Origin of the sequence: Agrobacterium rosae (genome assembly GCF_002915175.1) — a bacterium.
Lineage (GTDB): Bacteria > Pseudomonadota > Alphaproteobacteria > Rhizobiales > Rhizobiaceae > Agrobacterium > Agrobacterium rosae.
In genome coordinates this window covers 43,630-64,119 of sequence record NZ_NXEJ01000012.1, presented here as the reverse complement: position 1 = coordinate 64,119, position 20,490 = coordinate 43,630, and the positions used below count along the sequence as shown (strand labels likewise).

The window sequence follows — 20,490 nt, the reverse complement described above, 5'->3', positions numbered from 1 at the left end:
TCCGAAGGTCACGGCATTCGACCTGAGCAAACCCGAGAAGCGCTGGACGTTCGACACAGTCGGCCAGAATAAGCTCTACAGCGTCAATGATGGTGCCAGCATTGTCGCCGTTCAGTCTGACAATGATGCCGTCAACTTTATCAATAGCGGCATTTCTCTCCACTCTCATGGAGACCATTCGGATATCGAGATTACCGATCCGTCGGCCGTAGAAAAAGCTTTGACCGGTCCACGCCCGTTTCACGTCATCGACCATGACGGCAAGATCGTCATCAACTTCGACAAGGGTGGCTACAACGAAATCATCGATGCGCACGAGTTGACCGATGGCGAGATTGAATCGACACGGCTTAAGCAGGCGCGTGCCCATCACGGTTTTGCGGCGCCAGTGGGAAATGGCTGGGTGACGACGGTTGCCTCCGATGCCCCGGTTGAAGGCGATAAGGCTCCAACGCGCGTCGGCTTGCGTGCGGTGAAGGAAGACGGCACACCCACAGGCGATGTTGCGACCTGCACAGGCATTCACGGCGAAGCATTTTCGGGCGCTTTCCTCGCCGCTGGATGCAAGGAAGGCATTCTGACCGTTACCGCGAGCGCTGAAGGCCCGGTGACCAAGATGCTGACCTATCCAGCCGATCTGCCGAGCGGCGAGACAACCGGCACGTTGCTGGGTGCCAAGAGCATGCAGGTGTTTCTCGGCAACTACGGTGCCAAGGGTCTCGTTGTCGTTGATCCCGCGGATGAACGGCACTTCCGCTATATCGAATTGCCATTCCGCCGCGTTGATTTCGCAGTCGACCCGGCCAACGCCCGCTTCGGATACGTGTTGACCGAAGATGGCTCACTGCACCAGATCGACGTGCTCGACGGCAAGATTTCCAAAAGCGCCAAGGTAACCGAGCCCTACTCAATGGACGGCCACTGGAACGATCCGCGCCCGCGTATCGCCATGGCTGGAGATGAAGTCGTCCTGAGTGATCCCAATGCCGGACTGGTGCGTCGAATTTCCAAGACGGACCTGAAAGAGGTTGGCACAATCAAGGTTGAAGGCAAGCCCTACAATATTGCGGTTGCTGGTGGCAGCGGCAAAGTCCATGAGCACGCTGACGGCGAAGCTCACGACCATACCGGTCACGATCACGCCCACAGCCACGGTGATCCCCAGATCTACAAGGGTTATTTCGAAGACAGCCAGGTCAAGGACCGTCCGCTGTCTGACTATGCTGGAGACTGGCAGTCGGTCTATCCTTACCTCAAAGATGGCACTCTTGATCCGGTATGGAAGCATAAGGCAGAGAAGGGCACTTCAAGCATAGACGACATCCGCGCCGAGTACGAAGTCGGCTACAAGACGGACGTGGACCGCATCACGATTGAGGGTGATGCTGTGACCTTCTACAAGGACGGCCAGCCGTCTAAGGGCACCTACACCTATGACGGCAAGGAAATCCTGACCTACAAGAAGGGCAATCGAGGCGTACGGTTCATCTTCAAGAAGACAGGCGGTGACGCGACGGCTCCCCAATACATCCAGTTTAGCGATCACGGAATTGCTCCGAACAAGGCTGACCATTACCACCTCTATTGGGGAAAAGACCGTGCCGCCCTGCTAAACGAAGTCACCAATTGGCCGACCTACTACCCGTCGTCATTGAAGCCAGAACAGATCGTTAGCGAAATGAAGGCTCATTGATCGATCGAGTTACCCAACACAGCATCCGGCAGCGAAACGCCGGATGCTAGTGTGAAATGCCGAATGGCAGACAGGTCGTTACAGCCCAGTGGTCGCCAATGATTTATGCGCCGACACGAGATAGCGTTCAGTAAGCTCGTGCCTGCCGTTTCTTGCTAAATCGATCGCCGCCGAAATCTGGGACTCGAGTTGCACGGCTTCCACTGCATTGCCGAAATTCCGCTCGACGAGAACGATTCCAGTATAGATTGACGGATCGCCGTTTGCGTCTCTCGAACACGAGCCCATGCTCAGAAGAGCTTTCGTGCAGCCGCTCGGACAAACGATGCCGTACGACGAAACAAATGACTGCCCGCCAAGAATGACGTCATGAATTCGAGCTGCCAACCGGGGACGGTCTTGGTCAGCGATCCTGGCGAGGATGTACTCGACCGGTAACCCATGCGCCAGCTCTCTCTCGTCGATCTCGTAGATGTCCGCATATGCCTTGTCGGCCGTCAGAATATTCGTGTGGAGTGACCACGAATAAAAGCCTGCTCCTTGCATCGAGTGTTCGATTAATTTCGGTCTTGGATTTTCCATACCTGTCGTAGCTCTTGTTCTTTTCATGCCAACATGCCGTGCCGTGAGGGATGATTGGCAGTGCAATCACCACTCACGATCGATTAACATTACGGTCCGCAGAACAATTCGGTTTAGTTGCGAACCACAAATATCACCGAGGATCAGCGACCGCCACGTACACGAGCGTATGGCCGTCATACCGAGGCTCCAACCATCGGCCCTTGCAGCCTCTTCAGCTGACGCCGTTCACCACCACTATCTGCGAGACTGGAATTTATTGGTCGCAAGAACTCGTATTGACCCACAAAGTCATTTTGATGAAATTACGCCATGAGCCAGTTCGAAAAACGAAAAAACATTCATGATGAATTTTGGACCGTCATCGACTCTGTCACGGCAAGTCCGGCTACAGTCGATGACCTTCCTATTGATGCGCTGACAGAGGACGAGGCAGACGAGATGATCGCACTTCTCGAAGCCCACCATATCCAAACTGACGAACCGGGAAAATAATCGATTCCCACTCGAACGGTAACGCCATGCCAATGTATTTTTTCCGTGTCCACGATGAAGACGGCGAGATGATCGACGAGCACGGCGCTGAATTTGCGAATGACAAAAATGCGTGTGTAGAGGCGATGAAGACTGCGCGAGAACTGGCCGCGGACAGAATGATTAACGGTGACGACCTAAACGGAATCTATTTTGAGATTGCGCGCTCGGATGGGTCTTCAATGGACAGGATACTGTTGAATTCGGTGTCGAGAGGTGTGATTGCTGAAGACGCCTGACGCGCCCCCGCTCGACCCCATTCAGCCTCTCACCTATATTTAACTCGGACCGATTGTTATGGCACACCCGTTCGAGAGCGCCTACGATCTTAGCTTTTTTACGAGAATGACCAGGGATAAAAAGAAACAAGCGGAATTTGTCAAGATGATAGGCCATTCGGTGCGCATCACCCCGAATGCGGTCCAGAGCGCAAATCCTGTAACCGTGAGACAGTACATTCCTGTTGAGATTGCTTTCGTATCGTCGGTCCTGACAACCTTATAGACCTGTGGAACGAAGCTTGAGACCGAACACATCGAGGCAAGGTATCCGACCAACAGAGCGGTATCCAATGAATGTTTCCTTCGTGCAGATGCTGCTATTGTGAGCGCCAGCAGGCGGCCCCTCATGACTAGTTTCGATAGTATCGACCCATTGTTGCTCTGACGAATGTCGTCCACGGCTAAGTCGTCTCTTCGTGTTTTCGGATGGCCAGTATTTCCGAACCATCAGGCGATGCGCGGGTTTGCATCATAAGCTCGTATTCTCGGACGGCTTGCAGCCAGTGTTCGTTATCGTGTCCGTTTATCCGCCCGTTTTCTTCCCAAAGTGCATATGCGCGTGCGCTGATCCAGATATCCCGTTTCTCGTTCATTGGTGCTGCTCGGGTCTCTTTGTTGATATTCAAGCCGGACTGGCAGGCCTTTCAACTGTTCAGCATCGACAATGTTCCTGGGGCTTGAAGGAACGATTTTCGTCCTTTGTGGCGCTCAGCGAGGATAGCATAAGTCAAAGGACCAGTGTCCAGATCATATGATTTGCTGGTCTCATGGACGTCGAAGGGAATGATCGTTGTTCTCAGGTTGATCGGCACGACCGACCGATTGCGATATTCAGCGCCTCCAAATCTTGTGGGCTTATTTTCATCATCTCCATCGGTTGACCAATTGTGACAAACTGCCGGATGCGGCGGTCGGGTGTTCACGTGACGACCGAATGTGAACCGCATGTTTCGGGGAACCAAATACCCCGTTCCAAGGTTGGCATGGCAGTTGTTTAGCTGATCCTGGGCCGTCGATCATCGTGATAGAGATTGCTGAACGAACACACATTTTTCTGGAGGAAGATATGGCACTGAAGGTTCTTGCCCTCAACGGCACTCTCAAATCATCATCATCAACAGAGACATCGTCGACCGCACGTCTGCTTGACCTCATAGCGGAGGAATTCAAGTCTTTCGATGCAGTGACAGAGACGGTTTGGCTGGCAGATCACGACATCAAGCCCGGCGTCACATCTGATGAGGGGGAGGGCGATGCTTGGCCCGCGATAAGGACGAAAATTCTAAATGCGGACATCCTTCTTGTCGGCACCCCTATATGGCTTGGGCAGCCGGGAAGCGTCATAAAGCGGGCGCTGGAGCGCATGAATGCGTTTTTGGAGGAAACCGATGACCAAGGTCGTATGGTTTCTTATGGAAAGGTTGCCGCTGTCGCTGTGGTTGGTAATGAGGACGGTGCCCATCATGTGTCTGCCGAAGTTTTCCAGGCCTTGAATGATGTCGGCTTTACGATCCCGGCAAACGCCGTCGCCTATTGGGTTGGTGAAGCAATGGGATCGACCAACTCCGTCGATTTGGATGAGACCCCCGACACGGTAACGACGATGGTGGAAATGCTGGTACGGAACACGGCGCATCTCGCCAACCTCCTGCAGGGGCATCAATATCCCGGTGAGCAATGAGTTTGGCCCCATGTAGATCGGCCTACAACTTTTGCCCCGCTTTGAGCGCGTAGATATTGGAAACGATATATGACCTCGGAGGCTAACGCTGACCTAAGACAGCAGAACCTCGGTGGGCTTCTCCGAGATATCAAGGCTCTCGCGCGAGACTCTGAAGAACTATCAATTCATAAGATAAGGGAAACAGTTGGAGAACGCAGTTTCGGACCTTTTCTGACAATCCCGGCGCTCATCGAGATTAGCCCAATCGGAGGAATCCCGGGCCTTCCGAGCGTCATTGCACTTGCTGTCAGTTTTTTTGCCATACAAATCGTGTTCGGGCGAGCGCATATATGGCTTCCCGGTTGGCTGGAAAAAAGAAAGGTAAGTGGCCGCAAGATTGAGCGTGGAATTGAGAAGATCGAGCCCGCATCGCAATGGATCGACAAGGTAGTTCGCCCGCGACTAGCGTGGGCAACGAAACCACCTTTTCTTCAGGGGCTGGCGGCATTGTCTATCGCCCTTTGTGCGACAGTACCACCACTTGAACTCATTCCTTTTGCGAGCACTTTACCGATGGCGGCAGTAGCTCTCATCGGGTTGTCACTTGCTGCGCGCGACGGCCTGCTAGCATGTCTAGCACTGCTATTAGCTACCGGGACGGGCTACGCAGTGTTCAGAACGCTGTCAGAATTGTAAGTCAGGGGTAACCGGATCACGCGTTATATCCTCGTACGAGTGTTTCTCCATCTAACGCCTTACGGCAAACCGTTTGGCCTTTAACGAATCTTTTGCCGTGATAGTTATCTTCCAATATGTCGAAATTTGAATATACCGTTTCACGACTACGCCTTCACATTTTGATCGAAAAGCGGCGGAAACGAAACACTCGGCCATGGATGGCACCGGAGGACGTCACTTGAGCGAATGGCTTTTATCGTTTGGCATTGAACTCAACTTCTTTCCTCATCTGATCGCATTACTTGTAGCGTATCTTCTCGCACTTCCTATTGGATGGGACCGCGAGCAACATGAGCGAAGCGCGGGCCTCCGGACCTTTCCATTGGTTGCGATTGCGGCATGTGGCTTCATACAAGCGTCGGAAAAGATCACGCTCGGCAATGCAGAGGCAACCGCCCGGGTGCTTGAAGGTCTGATCAATGGCGTCGGTTTTATCGGAGGCGGAGCGATCCTTGTCGGCAAAATGGGAACGCGCGGAACTGCAACGGCTGCGAGCATATGGGCGACAGGTGCCATTGGCGCTGCAGTGGGGCTGGGATCATATGACACAGCAATTGTTCTCTCAGTTGTCACTTTCGCGACCTTGAGAGTGATGACCAACTTTAAGTCCGAAGGGAACCCTGTCAACTTGCCGGTTAAACCGCCGGATCAAGAGTAATTACCTTGGCCACCGCAAACGAGTAGCGCAGACCAATGAACATGGTTACGGGGCACTAAGCTCGACCAGATGTCATTTGTTCCAGAACCGCAGTAGCAAATTTTAGTGTCGATGGCGCGCTTCTGCGACCGCAGCCTCAAAAGCGGTGCGAGCATCATCGACAGATTTATGTCCCGCCAGTGCCGCCCGGCAGGCGCTTCGGGCTCTCACAAAATTTGGGCCTTGGACAGCTGGCCACTGTTCCGTCATATGCACGAGCGCTTCGAATGGGCCGCCCACCTCATAGGAGCCGTTCGATGGGAAATTAAACTCGACAGGGGCGCTCCAACGAGCACTTGGTCCGGACATATTTGCAACTCCTGAATAAAGTGCGCCACAAACGTCGAACCCCTTGTTTAGTTCCGGCTCACATAGCTGACGAAATGATTTTTTGTTTCGAAGTAAACCAGCCATCTCAAGCCATGTTGGACGGTGGAACAAGAACCTTTTCCCTAAATTTCGGGTGGGTGAGACCTGAACCAAGCAATGGAAACGCTTCAGACGAAAATACAATTGATCGTCGATGGCAAAATCGATCCTTCGTTCCCGATCACTTACCGTATCGTGCTTGAAGAAGGACTAGATGCCTGCAAGACGTTCCGCGGCAAGACAGACGTTTGCGTCAAAGTGGTTATTCAGCCCCAGGGCTAACGTGAGATTAGGTTGCCGGCTGCCTCGAGATAGAGGCAACTTGATTGCGTGAAGGTTCAGTGCGGCGTTCAACACAATTCCAACCACAAAACGCCCGGAAAGGTGATCATGGACGATAATATTCCTGCGGCTGCGCAGTAGCGCCCGATCCTTTTGATCACCAACTGGTTCATTTCTAATCGCCCGGCCAGAATATACATTGCCACCGACAGAATGGTCGATGCCGCCAGGATAGCCACAAGTACCACTCTCAGCACAGAAAAGCCGGGCAGAAAAGCCGTGTCCCAGTTCGCCCTGCATCCGATGGCCTGGACCCCGTAGAGCGTGACGAAATAGACGCTCCACAATATGTATGGTCCGAGAATGAGGATGAGCAGGCGATATCGCATGGCTTATCTTCCTGGCGTCAGCGTTGTGAGGAGAAGTGGATACAGCCACGTGATCAGGACGACGCCAAGAAAGTACCGGTGCCAGAGAGAACCAATTCGCAGATCGTTCTGCCGTGCGTCAGAAACATATTCCCCCGTGCGCCACAGGCCAAAACCGGCAAAAACCAGTCCAAGGCCAAGGTGAAGAAGCAGGTAGCAGGAGACCGCAAATTCGACGGCGTTGAGGGCCGTAGACGTGGCGATGGTAAAACGTCTGTGCAATTCCACCAGCAACAGCGTCGCTGCCAGACCATAGGCGATGAGCGATGCGAGAAACATGGGACGATACAGCCCCTTTTTCACGCCCGATGCCGCGCCTGCACATGCTGCAAAAATGGCGAGGGGTATGATCCAAGCCGCACCTGCGGTGGTTACAACGTCGGTGATTGGTCTTGGACCAAGGTTGGAAACCCACACGAAAAGGCCGCCGAACAACAGCGATGCAAACAGCGTAGCATTGGCAACGAGCACCAGACGCATCGCCAGAATGGTCGGCGCCTCACGACTTTCGAAATGCAAAGGAATGCGGCAGTCGCTGGAAGCGTCGAGGAGGCCACGATCCGTCTTGGCATCCGGGTTGCGGGTCCAGAGCAGGAACAGGCCAAGCGTTGCCATTCCGAAAATCACCGCGACCGGATAGAGCTTCAGCAATAGCGATACGAAGACCCCGCCAGTTGTGATTGCCGTGAACAGGGGCAGGTAGGTCGGTCTCGGCAGAAGGATGATGTGATTGGGTTCGCCCGAAATGGCATCGACCCCAAGTGTTTCCATCCAGCCATTGCGTGAAAAGCCCAGATAACCCTTGCCTGCGGCCAGTTCTGCCCCAAGCTTGTCGATCGGCAGATTGTCGGCCCGTTCAGAAATGCGGGGGATCGACGCGAAGCCGTAGGATGGTGGAGGTGTGGGCATGGCCCATTCAAGCGTTCCCGCTTTCCAGGGATTGCGCCGGAAGGGTTTTCCGAAGATGTAGATCAACACCATATCGAGCGCGACGAGCATGAAGCCCATTGCCATGATGAAGCTGCCGAAAGACGAAAGCAGGTTTAGCCATTCCCACGGCGAGCCCTCGGGATAGGCATATATCCTGCGCGGCATTCCCAGCAGGCCGGTCAAGTGCATCATGAAAAAGGTCAGGTTGAAGCCGACGAAGATCATCCAGAACGCTGCATGCGACAGATGTTGCACGGGCTGGCGTCCGCTGATGTGCGGCACCCAGTAATAAAGACCCGCAAGCATCGGAAACAGGAAGCCGCCCACAAGAACGTAATGCAGATGCGCGACGACGAAGTGGGTATCATGTGCCTGCTGGTCGAACGGAACCATGGCCAGCATCACCCCGGTCAATCCACCCATGACGAAAACAAAGAAAAATCCGATGATGTGCAGCATGGGAATGCTGATCTGCGGCCTTCCCTGCGCCATCGTCGCAAGCCAGGCGAAAATCTGAATCGCCGTTGGTATGGCGACAAGCGCGCTTGCCGCTGAGAAAAACGACAGGGCGACATGGGGAATGCCCACCGTATACATGTGGTGCACCCACAGGCCGAAAGAAAGAAAGGCCATGGCCACCAAAGCCGCAATGATGATTTCGTAGCCGGTCAGCGTCGTTCTCGCCAGCACCGGGATGATGGTGGACAGCGCGCCTGCGGCCGGCAGAAAGATGATGTAGACCTCCGGGTGTCCGAACAGCCAGAATAGATGCTGCCACAAAAGCGGATCGCCGCCGCGGTCGGGATCGAAGAACGGCAGGTCGAAGGCCCGTTCCGCTTCCAAAAGGATCGAACCGAGGATGAGGGGCGGAAACCCCACGAGCATCATGCCGCCGACCACGAGCATGTACCACGCAAAGATCGGCATTCGCACCAGTGACATTCCGGGTGCACGCATGCGGATGATCGTGACCACGATTTCGATGGCGGCGCTGATCGCGGAAATCTCCACGAAAGTGATGCCCAGCAACCAGATGTCGGCATTGATACCGGGGCTGTATTTAGATGAGGAGAGCGGCGTGTACATGAACCAGCCGCCATCCGGGGCAATGCCCGTGACGAGGGCGAAAATCAGCATCGAGCCGCCGAAGAGATAACACCAATAACCGTAGGCGGATAATCTGGGAAAGGCCAGATCCCGCGCGCCCAGCATCTTCGGCAGAAGATACATGGACAGACCTTCGAAAAACGGGATGGCAAACAGGAACATCATGATTGTCCCGTGCATGGTAAAGACCTGCGCATATTGCGCGGCGTCCATGAACCCGTTTGAGGCCGTGGCCAGCTGCGTGCGGATTAGCATGCCCAAAAATCCGCCAATCGCGAAAAAAACCAGCGCCGTCACCATGAAACGTTTGCCGATGACATTGTGATTGACCGCGGCAAATCGCTTGATGCCCGAACCGGCATTCCAGATCGCATCAAGCTGCCTGTGCAAGGCGATTGGAGACAGCTTCTGCGTGGGTATGGATTGGTCCATCACGGGGCTAAATTCCTCAATGCGTTTTCAAAGTCGGTTTCGTTGTGGGCCTGGACACGGAAGTTCATGCCCGCGTGGCCTTCTCCGCAATATTCCGAACAGACTCCGCCGAATGTGCCTTCGATATCCGCGAGCAGGGTGATCGTGTTGACTTGACCGGGAATGGAATCGATCTTGCCGCCAAGCCGTGGCACCCAGAAACTGTGGATGACATCGACGCTGGTCGTATCGATTTTCACTGGCAGACCGACTGGAACGTGCAGAAGGTCGCGGGAGACTACCCGCCTGCCGTCAATCTCATAGGCGAACTCCCAGCTCCACATTCTGGCCGTTGCCGAAATCGTGACCGCCGGATACGGTGTGTTTGCACCAAACATTCTCTCGCCCTGATAGAAGACATAGCCCAACAAAGCGATGAGGATAGGGATGGGCATGAGGACGCCGCCCAGCACGATCCAGCGCTTCGGATCGATGAATTTCAAACGCCCCCGCGCTATCAGGACGGTGACGAGCAGGACCATGACGAGTGCGAAGATGATGGCCGAACCTGCCAGCATCGCCCACCAGAGTTTTGCAAAAGCTGCCGTCGATGGTCCGGCGGGATCCAGCGTCGACAACTCCCCTTGACAGCCGCAGAGCATAGCGCTTGCGACCCCCAACGGGATGAACAACCGGAACCGGACAGCAAATCGCGGTGTTGATAGCCAAACAGGAGAAGATGGATGCCAGACACTGATAGGCCGAACCCGGTGATTTCGAAGGTAGAAGAGAAGACCACCAACTCTGCGGTTGCGGTGGCCGGTCATCCCCTTCACGCCATGACGGTGCACTTTCCCATCGCACTGGTGATCGCCACTTTGGCCGCGGATGTCATGTTCTGGTGGAGCGGCGACAGTTTCTGGACGAGGGCGGCACTTTGGGCATCGGGTGGTGCTTTCTTCAGCGGCATCGGGGCCGGACTGATCGGCACTGCAGAACTCCTGCTGGTTTCGGGTATTCGCGCACGCGTGGCCAGCTGGGCGCACGGAATCGCTGCGATGTCGCTGATAGCCGTTGCTGGCACCAATTGGGGCGGACGCGTCACCGAAAGCATCGCGGTTCTTCCGCACGGGCTGGGTCTCTCGCTTCTGGCATCCGTTCTGACCGGACTGGCAGGATGGCATGGTGGCAAATTGATCTTCGATCATGGCATCGGCCTCATGGTATCTCCCAAGGACTGACCTGTGAGACGATCAGCTTAAGCGCGCCTGGCTCTACCCATCCCGATGGCAGAGCGAAGGGTGCTTCTGGGCGCGCCAGAACCAGAAAGAAGATACCCCCCACCACCACACCGCTCGCTATGGTGACAGAGACAAACCGCCAAACCGGATAAACTTCGCCGTCCTTGAAAAGCCGGATGATGACGAGCCCAGTCATGACGTGAATAACGACCATGATGCCGACAAGTGCAAGCTTCATGGAGAACCACGCACTGAACGGGTTTTGCAGAAAAATGAGACCAGTGCCCGTCGCAATTGCGACGAAGGCTGCGGGCGAAAGAACGCGTACGTAAGAGAACCGGACGATCTTCTGAAGCCGGTAGAGATCATTGTCCTTCACAATATGAGCGCGCTGTACATAGAGGCCCGGCAAGCTGACAAGCCCGGCTGCCCAGACCGAAATGGCCATGATGTGCAGGAATTTTACGAAGACCATCGCGTTCACTGTTCTACTGGGCGAGGAAAGAGCAGCCGGGTGCGCATGCACCAAAGCACCACGGTGACGTAGGGCACAAAGCCCAGCGTCCACATCAGCACACCCGCCAGTTGCTGGTCCTCGAGCGGTGTCAGGCCAAAGGTCTGCGTCGTTGCGAAGTGTGCTTCGAAAAGCGGGCTCGGTGCGAATGTGAGGATGGCACCGAGAAAGCCCATTTGCACCATGGTGCCGAGTGCAAGGCTGGTGGTGGCCACCACTGACGTGTTGCGCGACAGCAAAGCCTGCCACAGCAGGACAGAGGCAAAGATGAGCGCGATCTGCATCAGCCAATATTGCCAGGTGCCAGACAGAGCGAAGGCATAACCAAACGGTAGATGCCAGACCCAGTAGATTGCAGTGTGCGCAACAAAGACGGCTTCGAGAGGAAGCTTCGTCAGCCATCGTTTGGTCGCAGGGCTAACCATCACTACAAAAGGTGCAACGACGGAACCGAGAAGAACGTGATGGGCTAGTCTTACCGAGAATAGGGCGCTGGTGATAGCGCAGAATGGTGAGACGAATGCGACAATCAGCAGCATCAGAACTATGCCCGTCTTCCAAGCCTTTGGGCGTGGCGTGACATAGTGAAACGCGCCTGCAGAACACGCCAGACAAGCAATGAGAACGGGATCGAGATTCCACGAGGATAGTGCATTTTGGAGCGTGGGAGCCGCGCCGCAATAGGGGTCGAGCGTACTCGGCAATAATTTGTTTCCTGTTCGTTAAACGGTGCGAGTTGCTGCTTTGAAGGAAGCAACGTACGTCGGCGCGAACGGTTCCTATCTCTTAATTTCACGCTTTAGTTACAGCTATCGATAGAATTATTTCGGAACGATCAGCAATTTGAGTGATTTAATAACCTTTGATTGCAATCAAGGGAGCGGATGATGCCGCGTGTGACAGGGCTTTTCCAATATCGCTACGGCGCTGAGCAGGCGGTTCGCTGTGTGAAACGCCTTGGGATTGATAGTCGAGATATCGCGATTTTTGCTTACGATCCCGCATCGATGCCTTCGCCGCATCCAAGCGCAGAGACAAGTGCGGTAGCGGGAGCGGGAGCAGGCAGCATTTTCGGGGGCGTAGGTGGTGCGTTGGCTGGGTTAGGCTTGGTCGCTATCCCCGGGGCAGGCCCCCTCGTAGCGTCAGGCTGGTTGGTCACGGCGATCACTGGCGCGGCAGCTGGCGGTGCTACTGGTGGTGCTGCCGGCGGCCTACTTGGTACTCTTTTGTCTAGTGGCTTTACAGAACCTGAAGAGATCAATCGGGAGCTTCTGAACGGAGCGACTGTTGTTCGAGTATCTGTGCCCGATGAGTGTTTTCATCAGGTTTCAGAAAGCTTTCAAAAGTTCGCAAAAAGCAATGGAGATCAGCCAGAGAACGGGCAGGTAGCCGACTTCGTTTGCCTGCGTTCCAAAGAAGAGAGATGATCAGTGAAAAAAGTCCATTATGCGCCATACAAAATGCCAACAGGCGGTTGGGGATCGATCAAATCCGTGGTCAAGAATGCGGTCACACAGAAGGCCGTAAGAACGGCCCCCGGCCTGATGACCGATCACAACAAAAAGGGTGGTTACGCGTGTACCAGCTGCGCCTGGGCAAAGCCGAGCAAGCCGCATCTGGCAGAATTTTGCGAAAACGGTGCCAAGGCGACGTTCTGGGACCTGACGGCCAAGCGTACCGCGCCCGAGTTTTTCTCCAAACACACCGTCACTGAATTGCTTGAGTGGGCCGATTACGATCTGGAAAACGAAGGCCGTCTGACGCATCCCATGCGCTATGATGTGGAAACCGACAAATATCAGGAAGTAACATGGTCCGAGGCATTTGCGGATATAGGCGCTAAACTGAAAGGCTACGATCCGGAATCCGTCGTCTTTTACGCATCAGGCCGCGCCTCTTTGGAAACGTCCTATATGTACCAGTTGCTGGCGCGCCTTTACGGAAACAACAATCTCCCCGACAGTTCCAACATGTGCCATGAAACGACGTCCGTCGCACTGCCTCAGAGCATCGGAACGCCCGTTGGCACTGTTCTGCTGGAGGATTACGAGCATACGGACTGCATTCTGTCGTTCGGGCAGAATGTTGGTACCAATGCGCCGCGGCTTCTCCATAGCTTGCAGGAAGTGCGGGAACGCGGCGCGCCGGTAATCGTGTTCAACCCCCTCAAAGAGCGCGGCTGGAGGGAATTCGTCAATCCACAGCGTCCGGGTCAGATGCTGACCAACAAGCCGACGGATATCGCCACACAATATTATCAGGTCAGCGCAGGCGGCGATATTGCCGCCATGGTCGGCATGGCCAAATGTCTGTTCGACTGGGATGATGAGGCCGTTGCCAATGGTCGGCCGCGTGTGCTGGATGTCGCGTTTATCGAGGAACATACACACGGTATGGCCGAGTTTGAAAACTATGTTCGGGCCATGCCGTGGTCCGATATTCTTGCCACATCCGGCCTTAGCCATTCCTCCATCGAGGCTGCGGCGCGGACTTATTCAAAAGCTCGCAACGTTATTGCGATCTATGGCATGGGTCTTACGCAACACAGGTACGGCATCAGCAACGTACAGATGCTGATCAATCTCCTGCTCATGCGCGGTAATATTGGCAGACCTGGCGCTGGAATCTGTCCCGTGCGCGGTCACTCCAATGTGCAGGGTCAAAGAACGGTCGGTATATCTGAAAAGACCGAGCTGGTTCCGTTGGAGCTGTTGGGCGAGCAATATGGCTTCGAGCCACCGCGCAAGGATGGAGTCAACACGGTGGAGGCCTGTGAAGGCATTATCAATGGCAGCATAAAAGCCTTCATTGGCCTGGGTGGCAATTTCGTGCGCGCCATTCCAGAGCGGACGTTGATGGAAGAGAAATGGCGTGGGCTTGATCTTTCCGTGCAGATCGCAACGAAGCTTAACAGGAGCCATCTCATTACTGGTGCAACGACGTATCTTTTGCCCACGCTGGTCAGAACCGAAATCGATGAGCAGGCGACCGGCCCGCAGATCGTCACTATCGAGGATTCAACGACCTGCATTCATGCCTCCCGTGGCAAATACAAGCCCGCTGCTGAAAGCCTGCTGTCAGAACCCAAGATCGTGGCGGAGATTGCAAAGCACGCGCTGGCGCCCAATCCCAAGGCTCCCTGGGATGAATGGGTTGATGATTATAGCCTGGTCCGAGATGCCATAGAGGCGACGTTCCCTGAACCATTCAAGGACTTCAACAAGCGCCTTGATATTCCTGGCGGCTTCCCGCGTCCCGTCGCGGCCAGAAAACGTCTATGGGAGACGGACACGGGCAAGGCAAATTTCAAGCTGCCCAAAGCCCTCTGTTCCGGCTTCTCGACGGGAGAAGATCGAAACGTACTGAGCCTCATCACCTTGCGCTCCAACGATCAGTTCAACACCACCGTTTATGGCTATGACGACCGACTGCGCGGTATCCACAAATCCCGCATGATCCTGATGATCAATGCAGATGATCGTGTCCGATTGGGGATTGCGAAGGATGGATTGGCCAGCATCACCACAGCGGTGGACGACGGGATCGTCCGCGTGCTGAATGGCATGCAACTCATCGACTACGATCTGCCGCCCGGTAGCTGCGCTGGATATTTCCCCGAATGCAACTCGCTCATTCCACTTTGGCAGCACGATGAGGAGAGCAAGACACCTGCGGCTAAGTCCATTCCCGTACGAGTTGCTCCGGCATGAGCGAGTTTCCCAAGCCTGCAGAATTGACCAAAACCATATTCGAAGCGTTGGCCCTCAAGGCGGGGCAGCCGATCAAAACGATCGCAATCCTGGGCGTGTTGGCCGGAGTGTACATTGGCCTGGGTGGTGTCGCTGCTACCGTAGCGCTGGCAGGCGCTGACGCCATGCCGTTCGGGGCAGCCCAAATCCTTGCGGGGCTGGTTTTCTCTCTCGGCCTAGCGGCGGTGGTAATCGCGGGTGCCGAACTGTTTACCGGCAACACGCTGTTTGCCGGTCCCGTTCTGTTCGGTAGAGTTTCTGCGAAGGTCGCAGCCCGCGCGCTCCTGGTGGCCTATGTCGCGAACCTCATCGGCTCGATTTTGCTTGCTGTGGTCGTGCTTGCCGCGCGATTTCACGAAGCAGGGGATGGTTCAGTTGGCGCTGCCGCCATCGAGCTTGCAACCACAAAAGCCACAAAGAGCTTTGTCAACGTTTTTGCGAGCGGCGTCATTGCCAATATTCTTGTTTGTCTTGGCGTGTGGTTCGCATTGGCGGGCAAGAGTGTCACTGAAAAACTGATGGGGATCCTTCTTCCCGTCACAGTCTTCGTCGCGGCGGGGTTCGAGCACTCAGTGGCCAACATGTACTTGCTGCCCTACGCATATATGATCGACGAAAGCCAAGTTGGGGTGTTCCCGCTCACCGTATCGTCGATCGTCAGCAATATCTCAGCTGCAACACTTGGCAATATTGCCGGTGGTGGATTGATCGGTGTGGTTTACGGATATCTGTTCGAGCATGATATCTCGCGACAATAAGTGAAGGCTTTGATCCGGCGTGCCGCATAGCAAATCCATGCGCCGCAAGTCCAATGCTGTTCAAGACCTTCGGAGAGTAGGAGGTAGGCTGTCGAGCCTTTCTGCAGCCGCCTGAGATTATCGGGAATGTTTTTGAGACAGGCCTCGTTCTCGCCCCCTGAGGCGTGCGGGCAGTTTTAATGTGCCACCCCCGTCGCCGCTTTCTCGGGTCTGTATGTGCCGCCCTCGTGTAGATCTTTGAGAGATCTTAACCAGTCGTGATGAACTTCTTGGCGTGGTTCTCGTTACCGAGACCGTAAGATCCCCACGTTGGGGCGTCTGAAAATCTCGAAAGAGTTCATCATGGCCACAGGAACAGTAAAATGGTTCAATGCCACTAAGGGTTTTGGTTTCATCCAGCCAGATAGTGGCGGAGAAGATGCGTTCGTCCATATTTCTGCTGTTGAGCGCGCCGGTATGCGCGAAATTGTCGAGGGACAAAAACTCAGCTACGAACTGGAGCGTGACAAAAAGTCCGGCAAAAACTCAGCGACCAACCTTCAGTCTATCTGATATTTGCTAGCAATGAGATAAAGGTCGAGCGGCAGCTCGGCCTTTTCACCCCCCGCATTCCATGAACCTGACGAAACCCTTGTTACGGGAGCAGTCGACTCTACGCCAAAGGTCTACACTATCCGACTGCCGCATCAATGATGCCTGATAAGCCATAAATCTATGTCGGTAGATTTCGGCAAGTAAACGCTTCCAATGTTTCTTGTAATACAGTCTAGAGTGGCCAAGAAGCGCGGATCGGGCAAAATTCTGTACAGACGCAATTAATCAAAAGATGCTCTGAATTCTGTTCGGCGTGCTGTCAAATCCATGTGGAACTTGCCACCAGACAACGGCGTGTCCCGCGCCATGTCTTTTGGTCTCTCTGGAATCGACACTGTATTGGAAAAAAAGGGCCAGCGGAAACCGCGGCCCTTAAGGTGTGAAGGTATAAACCTCCAGAGGGGAACAGCTGAAGACAGTCCTGGGAGAACCCTGTGCCTCAGCTATGGCCTCATATGGTCAATGATGTCCGGGAGTGCAACCCAGTTAGAGGAAACATTTATCGATACCGAGGGTATATTGAACAAAACAGGCGGTCTCAAATCGGAAATTCACGGCTCCTTGCAGGCGTCTGGCAACAGCCAATATCTCAAACATTCGAGCTTGCTTATGTAACAGGCCTATTTTAGGTAATTGTTCTAAGCCCTGATGCCATTGAGAAAAGAGCCGTGACGACATCGGATGAAATACACCGCCAAATTGTTGATCGACTAAGTGCCGCGCAGGCGGCGGGCGGCATTGGCAGTTTTGCCATAGACATTGCAAACGATCTTGTTGTGGCAACCCCGGAGTTTTCGCGACTCTATGGACTGGATCATATCAATATCCGTCCGGCAACCGACTTAAGATAGCTCCAAAAGCGCGCTCCTTGGGAAACCGCATGGGATGGAAGAGCTGAAAGCCGCGCTTAAAGCCGTGAGGTGATTATGCGGGCTCTGCTCACAGACACGGGTGAGTCACCCGCTTTTCCTTCCTACAGCACACCGGAAAATGATTTTCCGAGATTTTCTAAGCGAGTTTACAGGCCAGTGCTCGTTGGCATTCGCAATGGCACGAAACCGAGGACCTGTTGAGGTTGGCTGATCACTATGAGGCAGTTCCGTTGCCGATTTTGCAAGAGGGATGAATTTGTCCATGGCAGTGGTGGACCTGTTTCCCGCCAGCGCAGAAGCCGTGGTCCAGCCGCGCGACACGTTTGTCAGGGGTGTTTGGGACCGAGGCGGACGTCTTCGACGGGTGCGCTGATTTTTCGAGATGCTGATTGTTGCCTAAAACTTATGTCACGCGAGATATCCTCACTTGTATGCCTCAGATAAATCCTAGTTGACCTGACGTCAGTCCGAAATTCCAAATCGCAATAGTTGCAACTCTGCCTAGTGATTGGGCACATTGAGTTTTTCGTGTGCAAAAATAACCAAATTTCAATGGTTTATTTTTATATGACTGAAGCAGTTCCCAGCAGACACGCTTTCATCATCAGAGGCCAAAAGTGAGCATATTCGGCAATCTAAAAATCAGGACGCGCATCATTATCGTTGCCGCCATCCCCACGATCGCCTTGGTTGGCGCAGCCTTGCAAGACAATGTCAAGCGATTGCAAACTGCATCTGAGGCACGGTCGGTGGCAGAAATTGCTTCGATGGCCCCTGTCTTGGGTGCCACAATCCATGAGGTTCAAAAGGAACGTGGAGCTTCCGCCGGTTTTGTAGGTGCTCGTGGACAAGGCGAGTTCGGCCCGCTTCTTGAAAAGCAAAGGGGTGCTGCAGACGCGGCAATCCAGCGTTTCATCGCGCTTGGTCTAACAGACGAAGATAACGATATGGCACCTGCTTTGAAAGAACTTGCTGCCACCGCTCAGGCCAAACTCGATAAGCTTAAAGCAATGCGGCAGGATGTAACGTCTCTCAAGGCTGGTGTGCCCGATCTCGCTGCATATTTTGCCGATACTATCGGTAGCCTCATCAAGATCATTGAATCGATGAGTTCCCTGACGACAGACAGCACTATATCCAACAGAATTGTCGCTTACTCGGCCCTTCTGCAAGGGAAGGAAAGGGCAGGCCAAGAGCGTACGATTGGAACTGCGGCTTTTACATCCGGCAGCTTCAACCCAGAAAGCTATCAGCTTTTCGTAAGATTCGGTGCAATGCAAAATGTCTATTTCTCTGATTTCAACAGCTATGCGGGCGCAGACCAGCGCGCAGCTTTGCAAGATGCATTGAGCAGTGATGCAGGCAAACTCGTCGAAAGCCAACGCAAGATTGCGATGGCTAGTCCGTTCGGAGGACAACTGAACAGCGTAAGCGGAGAAGAATGGTACAAAGCTTCGACCAATCGTATCAATGCACTGAAAACTGTCGAAGACAAAACAGGCCTCGACTTGCGCGATTACGCCGCAGCGTCTGCTGCGCAACAGCACAACAGCCTTCTCATCTCCTTGGCAATATCCGCAGGCGTTCTTGCACTCGTCGCGGTGCTTGCAACAATCGTGACACGTTCCATTACGAACCCGGTGACCCGCATTGTGAAAACGATGCGCGAACTGGCGGATGGCCATGCGGAAGCCGAATTGAGCGTCGTTGCCGACCGCAGTGAAATTGGCGACATGGTGAAATCCGTGGCCGTGTTCAAAACCAATGCGCAGGAACGGTCGAAATTGGAAGCCGAGGCGCAGGCCAACCGCACGCTGTCTGAACGAGAACGGCTGGAGCAGCAAGAAAGAGAAGCAGCCGAAAGTGCAGAAGTTCAATTCGCGGTCGATACACTCGCTGCAGGCCTCGGCGCGATGGCCAACGGCACGTTGAACTACCGCATCAACCAGTCCTTTGCGACCCGTCTCGATAAAATCCGGGTGGATTTCAACGGTGCAATCGAGCGTCTTGAGGATGCCATCGTCAATGTGAGCGGCAATGCGCAGGCCATTTCCGCTGGATCCAACCAAATCCGCGCCTCGGCTGACGATCTTGCCAAGCGCACAGAACAACAGGCAGCATCTGTCGAAGAGACGGCCGCTGCGCTGGAACAGATTACAACAACCGTTGCCGATACCAGCCGCCGTGCTGAAGAGGCCGGTCGTCTCGTAACCAAAACGCGCGAAAATGCAGAACATTCCGGCACGGTAGTGACGAAAGCCATCAATGCGATGAATGCGATTGAGACGTCGTCCAACGAAATCTCCAACATCATCGGCGTTATCGATGAGATTGCATTCCAAACAAACCTGCTTGCCCTGAATGCGGGCGTGGAGGCGGCCAGAGCGGGCGAGGCAGGCAAGGGCTTTGCCGTGGTTGCCCAGGAAGTTCGTGAACTCGCACAACGTTCGGCCAGTGCGGCAAAAGACATCAAGGCACTGATTGCGAAATCAGGAGATCACGTCAAAAGCGGCGTTGGTCTTGTCGCACAAACGGGGGAATCGCTCGGCAAGATTGTCGAGCAGGTGAAAGAAATCAGCGTTAACGTATTGTCTATTGTTGAAGCATCCCGCGAACAGACGACCGGCATCAAGGAGATCAATCGGGCTGTGTCACAGATGGACCAGGGCACCCAGCAAAATGCGGCGATGGTGGAGGAATCTACGGCCGCGAGCCATGCACTCGCACGAGAAGCCGATGCCTTGTTTGTTCTGGTCGGAAAATTCGAGACGGATGCCAGAGCAAAGTCTGCATTCTCGTCCACATCAGGTCGGCAGCCGGATCAAAAACGGTCGCCTGCCCGGCAATTACTGAACCGGGTGAGCTCGTCATTTTCCGGCAATGCAGCTCTTAAAACCAAAAGCTGGGAAGAGTTCTAAGAAAAACCGGCTTTGACGGACTTCGATCAGGTCACCTCCCTTCGAGGAATGGAGGTGACCTGTTACCTATTCCTTGCAATCGCAATGTGGCGATCAAAGCCAAGGGTTTCCGCGCGAGACGCCTTCCGG

Annotated in this window: 23 protein-coding genes; 14 read left to right on the top strand and 9 right to left on the bottom strand. The window is 54.3% G+C overall.

Annotation, left to right across the window (positions count from 1 at the left end; translation table 11 throughout):
• The first annotated feature begins 1,003 nt into the window (after nt 1–1,003).
• Nucleotides 1,004–1,693, top strand: a complete 690-nt coding sequence (locus CPJ18_RS27490; RefSeq protein ID WP_425353163.1) for a ZinT family metal-binding protein — start codon at nt 1,004–1,006, stop codon at nt 1,691–1,693.
• A 78-nt stretch (nt 1,694–1,771) separates the two neighbouring features.
• Here CPJ18_RS27490 and CPJ18_RS23045 read toward each other — a convergent pair whose 3' ends face one another.
• The gene (locus tag CPJ18_RS23045; protein ID WP_103660142.1) at nt 1,772–2,275 is read right to left on the bottom strand and encodes a PAS domain-containing protein; all 504 of its coding nucleotides are present in this window, start codon (nt 2,273–2,275) and stop codon (nt 1,772–1,774) included.
• Nucleotides 2,276–2,587: 312 nt separating this feature from the next.
• On the opposite strand from CPJ18_RS23045, the gene CPJ18_RS23040 reads away from it, so the two are divergent.
• Both CPJ18_RS23040 and CPJ18_RS23035 read left to right on the top strand, forming a co-directional pair.
• Nucleotides 2,588–2,770, top strand: a complete 183-nt coding sequence (locus CPJ18_RS23040) for a hypothetical protein (RefSeq protein ID WP_103660141.1) — start codon at nt 2,588–2,590, stop codon at nt 2,768–2,770.
• Between the two features lie 26 nt (nt 2,771–2,796).
• Nucleotides 2,797–3,048 (top strand): DUF6894 family protein, encoded by a 252-nt coding sequence (locus CPJ18_RS23035; protein ID WP_077122491.1) that lies wholly within the window; start codon nt 2,797–2,799, stop codon nt 3,046–3,048.
• Nucleotides 3,049–3,129: 81 nt separating this feature from the next.
• Here CPJ18_RS23035 and CPJ18_RS23030 read toward each other — a convergent pair whose 3' ends face one another.
• Together CPJ18_RS23030 and CPJ18_RS27665 are read right to left on the bottom strand one after the other, a co-directional pair.
• On the bottom strand, nt 3,130–3,438 hold the full coding sequence (locus CPJ18_RS23030; RefSeq protein WP_280174250.1) for a SemiSWEET family sugar transporter: 309 nt from the start codon (nt 3,436–3,438) through the stop codon (nt 3,130–3,132).
• A 53-nt stretch (nt 3,439–3,491) separates the two neighbouring features.
• Nucleotides 3,492–3,683 (bottom strand): DUF2934 domain-containing protein, encoded by a 192-nt coding sequence (locus CPJ18_RS27665; protein WP_067649921.1) that lies wholly within the window; start codon nt 3,681–3,683, stop codon nt 3,492–3,494.
• A 473-nt stretch (nt 3,684–4,156) separates the two neighbouring features.
• Here CPJ18_RS27665 and CPJ18_RS23020 point away from each other — a divergent pair, with 473 nt between their 5' ends.
• The 3 genes from CPJ18_RS23020 (at nt 4,157) to CPJ18_RS23010 (ending at nt 6,149) form a co-directional block, all read left to right on the top strand.
• Nucleotides 4,157–4,771 carry a flavodoxin family protein gene (locus CPJ18_RS23020; RefSeq protein ID WP_103660139.1) on the top strand — a complete coding sequence of 205 codons (615 nt, stop codon included), beginning with the start codon at nt 4,157–4,159 and terminating at the stop codon, nt 4,769–4,771.
• A gap of 69 nt (nt 4,772–4,840) precedes the next feature.
• Complete coding sequence (locus CPJ18_RS23015) at nt 4,841–5,449, top strand: exopolysaccharide biosynthesis protein (RefSeq protein ID WP_103660138.1); 609 nt, start codon at nt 4,841–4,843, stop codon at nt 5,447–5,449.
• Nucleotides 5,450–5,669: 220 nt separating this feature from the next.
• Nucleotides 5,670–6,149: an MgtC/SapB family protein gene (locus CPJ18_RS23010; protein ID WP_077122529.1), complete on the top strand. Its 480-nt coding sequence runs from the start codon at nt 5,670–5,672 to the stop codon at nt 6,147–6,149.
• A gap of 102 nt (nt 6,150–6,251) precedes the next feature.
• Here CPJ18_RS23010 and CPJ18_RS23005 read toward each other — a convergent pair whose 3' ends face one another.
• Nucleotides 6,252–6,497 (bottom strand): DUF982 domain-containing protein, encoded by a 246-nt coding sequence (locus tag CPJ18_RS23005; protein ID WP_077122487.1) that lies wholly within the window; start codon nt 6,495–6,497, stop codon nt 6,252–6,254.
• A gap of 177 nt (nt 6,498–6,674) precedes the next feature.
• On the opposite strand from CPJ18_RS23005, the gene CPJ18_RS26910 reads away from it, so the two are divergent.
• Nucleotides 6,675–6,839 carry a hypothetical protein gene (locus CPJ18_RS26910; protein WP_153367013.1) on the top strand — a complete coding sequence of 55 codons (165 nt, stop codon included), beginning with the start codon at nt 6,675–6,677 and terminating at the stop codon, nt 6,837–6,839.
• A gap of 68 nt (nt 6,840–6,907) precedes the next feature.
• On the opposite strand, the gene CPJ18_RS23000 is transcribed toward CPJ18_RS26910, so the two are convergent.
• Genes CPJ18_RS23000 through coxB form a run of 3 tightly spaced genes read right to left on the bottom strand, consistent with a single transcriptional unit; the run spans nt 6,908 to nt 10,353 of the window.
• The gene (locus CPJ18_RS23000) at nt 6,908–7,228 is read right to left on the bottom strand and encodes a hypothetical protein (RefSeq protein WP_103660137.1); all 321 of its coding nucleotides are present in this window, start codon (nt 7,226–7,228) and stop codon (nt 6,908–6,910) included.
• A 3-nt stretch (nt 7,229–7,231) separates the two neighbouring features.
• The gene (gene ctaD / locus CPJ18_RS22995; RefSeq protein ID WP_103660136.1) at nt 7,232–9,736 is read right to left on the bottom strand and encodes a cytochrome c oxidase subunit I; all 2,505 of its coding nucleotides are present in this window, start codon (nt 9,734–9,736) and stop codon (nt 7,232–7,234) included.
• Complete coding sequence (coxB, locus tag CPJ18_RS22990; RefSeq protein WP_167397968.1) at nt 9,736–10,353, bottom strand: cytochrome c oxidase subunit II; 618 nt, start codon at nt 10,351–10,353, stop codon at nt 9,736–9,738. The genes ctaD and coxB overlap by 1 nt, the downstream gene beginning before the upstream one ends.
• A 105-nt stretch (nt 10,354–10,458) precedes the next feature.
• On the opposite strand from coxB, the gene CPJ18_RS22985 reads away from it, so the two are divergent.
• Nucleotides 10,459–10,956, top strand: a complete 498-nt coding sequence (locus CPJ18_RS22985; RefSeq protein WP_103660134.1) for a DUF2231 domain-containing protein — start codon at nt 10,459–10,461, stop codon at nt 10,954–10,956.
• Here CPJ18_RS22985 and CPJ18_RS22980 read toward each other — a convergent pair.
• Entirely contained in the window at nt 10,934–11,431 is a 498-nt protein-coding gene (locus tag CPJ18_RS22980; RefSeq protein WP_103660133.1) for a CopD family protein, read from the bottom strand. The two genes, CPJ18_RS22985 and CPJ18_RS22980, sit on opposite strands and share 23 nt — an antisense overlap.
• Nucleotides 11,432–11,436: 5 nt before the next feature.
• Nucleotides 11,437–12,174: a cytochrome c oxidase assembly protein gene (locus CPJ18_RS22975; RefSeq protein ID WP_146258714.1), complete on the bottom strand. Its 738-nt coding sequence runs from the start codon at nt 12,172–12,174 to the stop codon at nt 11,437–11,439.
• Between the two features lie 183 nt (nt 12,175–12,357).
• Between CPJ18_RS22975 and CPJ18_RS22970 the strand changes: the two genes are divergently transcribed.
• The 6 genes from CPJ18_RS22970 (at nt 12,358) to CPJ18_RS27485 (ending at nt 20,361) form a co-directional block, all read left to right on the top strand.
• Entirely contained in the window at nt 12,358–12,897 is a 540-nt protein-coding gene (locus tag CPJ18_RS22970) for a hypothetical protein (RefSeq protein WP_146258713.1), read from the top strand.
• 33 nt (nt 12,898–12,930) lie between these two features.
• Nucleotides 12,931–15,180: an FdhF/YdeP family oxidoreductase gene (locus CPJ18_RS22965; protein WP_103660130.1), complete on the top strand. Its 2,250-nt coding sequence runs from the start codon at nt 12,931–12,933 to the stop codon at nt 15,178–15,180.
• Nucleotides 15,177–15,977, top strand: a complete 801-nt coding sequence (locus CPJ18_RS22960; protein ID WP_103660129.1) for a formate/nitrite transporter family protein — start codon at nt 15,177–15,179, stop codon at nt 15,975–15,977. The genes CPJ18_RS22965 and CPJ18_RS22960 overlap by 4 nt, the downstream gene beginning before the upstream one ends.
• A 342-nt stretch (nt 15,978–16,319) precedes the next feature.
• Nucleotides 16,320–16,529 (top strand): cold-shock protein, encoded by a 210-nt coding sequence (locus CPJ18_RS22955; protein ID WP_103588125.1) that lies wholly within the window; start codon nt 16,320–16,322, stop codon nt 16,527–16,529.
• A gap of 710 nt (nt 16,530–17,239) precedes the next feature.
• Nucleotides 17,240–17,422, top strand: a complete 183-nt coding sequence (locus CPJ18_RS26655) for a hypothetical protein (protein ID WP_146258712.1) — start codon at nt 17,240–17,242, stop codon at nt 17,420–17,422.
• Nucleotides 17,423–18,060: 638 nt separating this feature from the next.
• Nucleotides 18,061–20,361 carry a methyl-accepting chemotaxis protein gene (locus CPJ18_RS27485; protein WP_077122474.1) on the top strand — a complete coding sequence of 767 codons (2,301 nt, stop codon included), beginning with the start codon at nt 18,061–18,063 and terminating at the stop codon, nt 20,359–20,361.
• Nucleotides 20,362–20,490: the final 129 nt, after the last annotated feature.

What these genes read in the sequence shown, in the direction of transcription:
- CPJ18_RS23045 (WP_103660142.1), bottom strand. Translation starts at nt 2,275, where the DNA reads ATGGAAAATCCAAGACCGAAATTAATCGAACACTCGATGCAAGGAGCA.
- CPJ18_RS23040 (WP_103660141.1), top strand. Translation starts at nt 2,588, where the DNA reads ATGAGCCAGTTCGAAAAACGAAAAAACATTCATGATGAATTTTGGACC.
- CPJ18_RS23035 (WP_077122491.1), top strand. Translation starts at nt 2,797, where the DNA reads ATGCCAATGTATTTTTTCCGTGTCCACGATGAAGACGGCGAGATGATC.
- CPJ18_RS23030 (WP_280174250.1), bottom strand. Translation starts at nt 3,438, where the DNA reads ATGAGGGGCCGCCTGCTGGCGCTCACAATAGCAGCATCTGCACGAAGG.
- CPJ18_RS27665 (WP_067649921.1), bottom strand. Translation starts at nt 3,683, where the DNA reads ATGAACGAGAAACGGGATATCTGGATCAGCGCACGCGCATATGCACTT.
- CPJ18_RS23020 (WP_103660139.1), top strand. Translation starts at nt 4,157, where the DNA reads ATGGCACTGAAGGTTCTTGCCCTCAACGGCACTCTCAAATCATCATCA.
- CPJ18_RS23015 (WP_103660138.1), top strand. Translation starts at nt 4,841, where the DNA reads ATGACCTCGGAGGCTAACGCTGACCTAAGACAGCAGAACCTCGGTGGG.
- CPJ18_RS23005 (WP_077122487.1), bottom strand. Translation starts at nt 6,497, where the DNA reads ATGTCCGGACCAAGTGCTCGTTGGAGCGCCCCTGTCGAGTTTAATTTC.
- CPJ18_RS26910 (WP_153367013.1), top strand. Translation starts at nt 6,675, where the DNA reads ATGGAAACGCTTCAGACGAAAATACAATTGATCGTCGATGGCAAAATC.
- CPJ18_RS23000 (WP_103660137.1), bottom strand. Translation starts at nt 7,228, where the DNA reads ATGCGATATCGCCTGCTCATCCTCATTCTCGGACCATACATATTGTGG.
- ctaD (WP_103660136.1), bottom strand. Translation starts at nt 9,736, where the DNA reads ATGGACCAATCCATACCCACGCAGAAGCTGTCTCCAATCGCCTTGCAC.
- CPJ18_RS22985 (WP_103660134.1), top strand. Translation starts at nt 10,459, where the DNA reads ATGCCAGACACTGATAGGCCGAACCCGGTGATTTCGAAGGTAGAAGAG.
- CPJ18_RS22980 (WP_103660133.1), bottom strand. Translation starts at nt 11,431, where the DNA reads ATGGTCTTCGTAAAATTCCTGCACATCATGGCCATTTCGGTCTGGGCA.
- CPJ18_RS22970 (WP_146258713.1), top strand. Translation starts at nt 12,358, where the DNA reads ATGCCGCGTGTGACAGGGCTTTTCCAATATCGCTACGGCGCTGAGCAG.
- CPJ18_RS22965 (WP_103660130.1), top strand. Translation starts at nt 12,931, where the DNA reads ATGCCAACAGGCGGTTGGGGATCGATCAAATCCGTGGTCAAGAATGCG.
- CPJ18_RS22960 (WP_103660129.1), top strand. Translation starts at nt 15,177, where the DNA reads ATGAGCGAGTTTCCCAAGCCTGCAGAATTGACCAAAACCATATTCGAA.
- CPJ18_RS22955 (WP_103588125.1), top strand. Translation starts at nt 16,320, where the DNA reads ATGGCCACAGGAACAGTAAAATGGTTCAATGCCACTAAGGGTTTTGGT.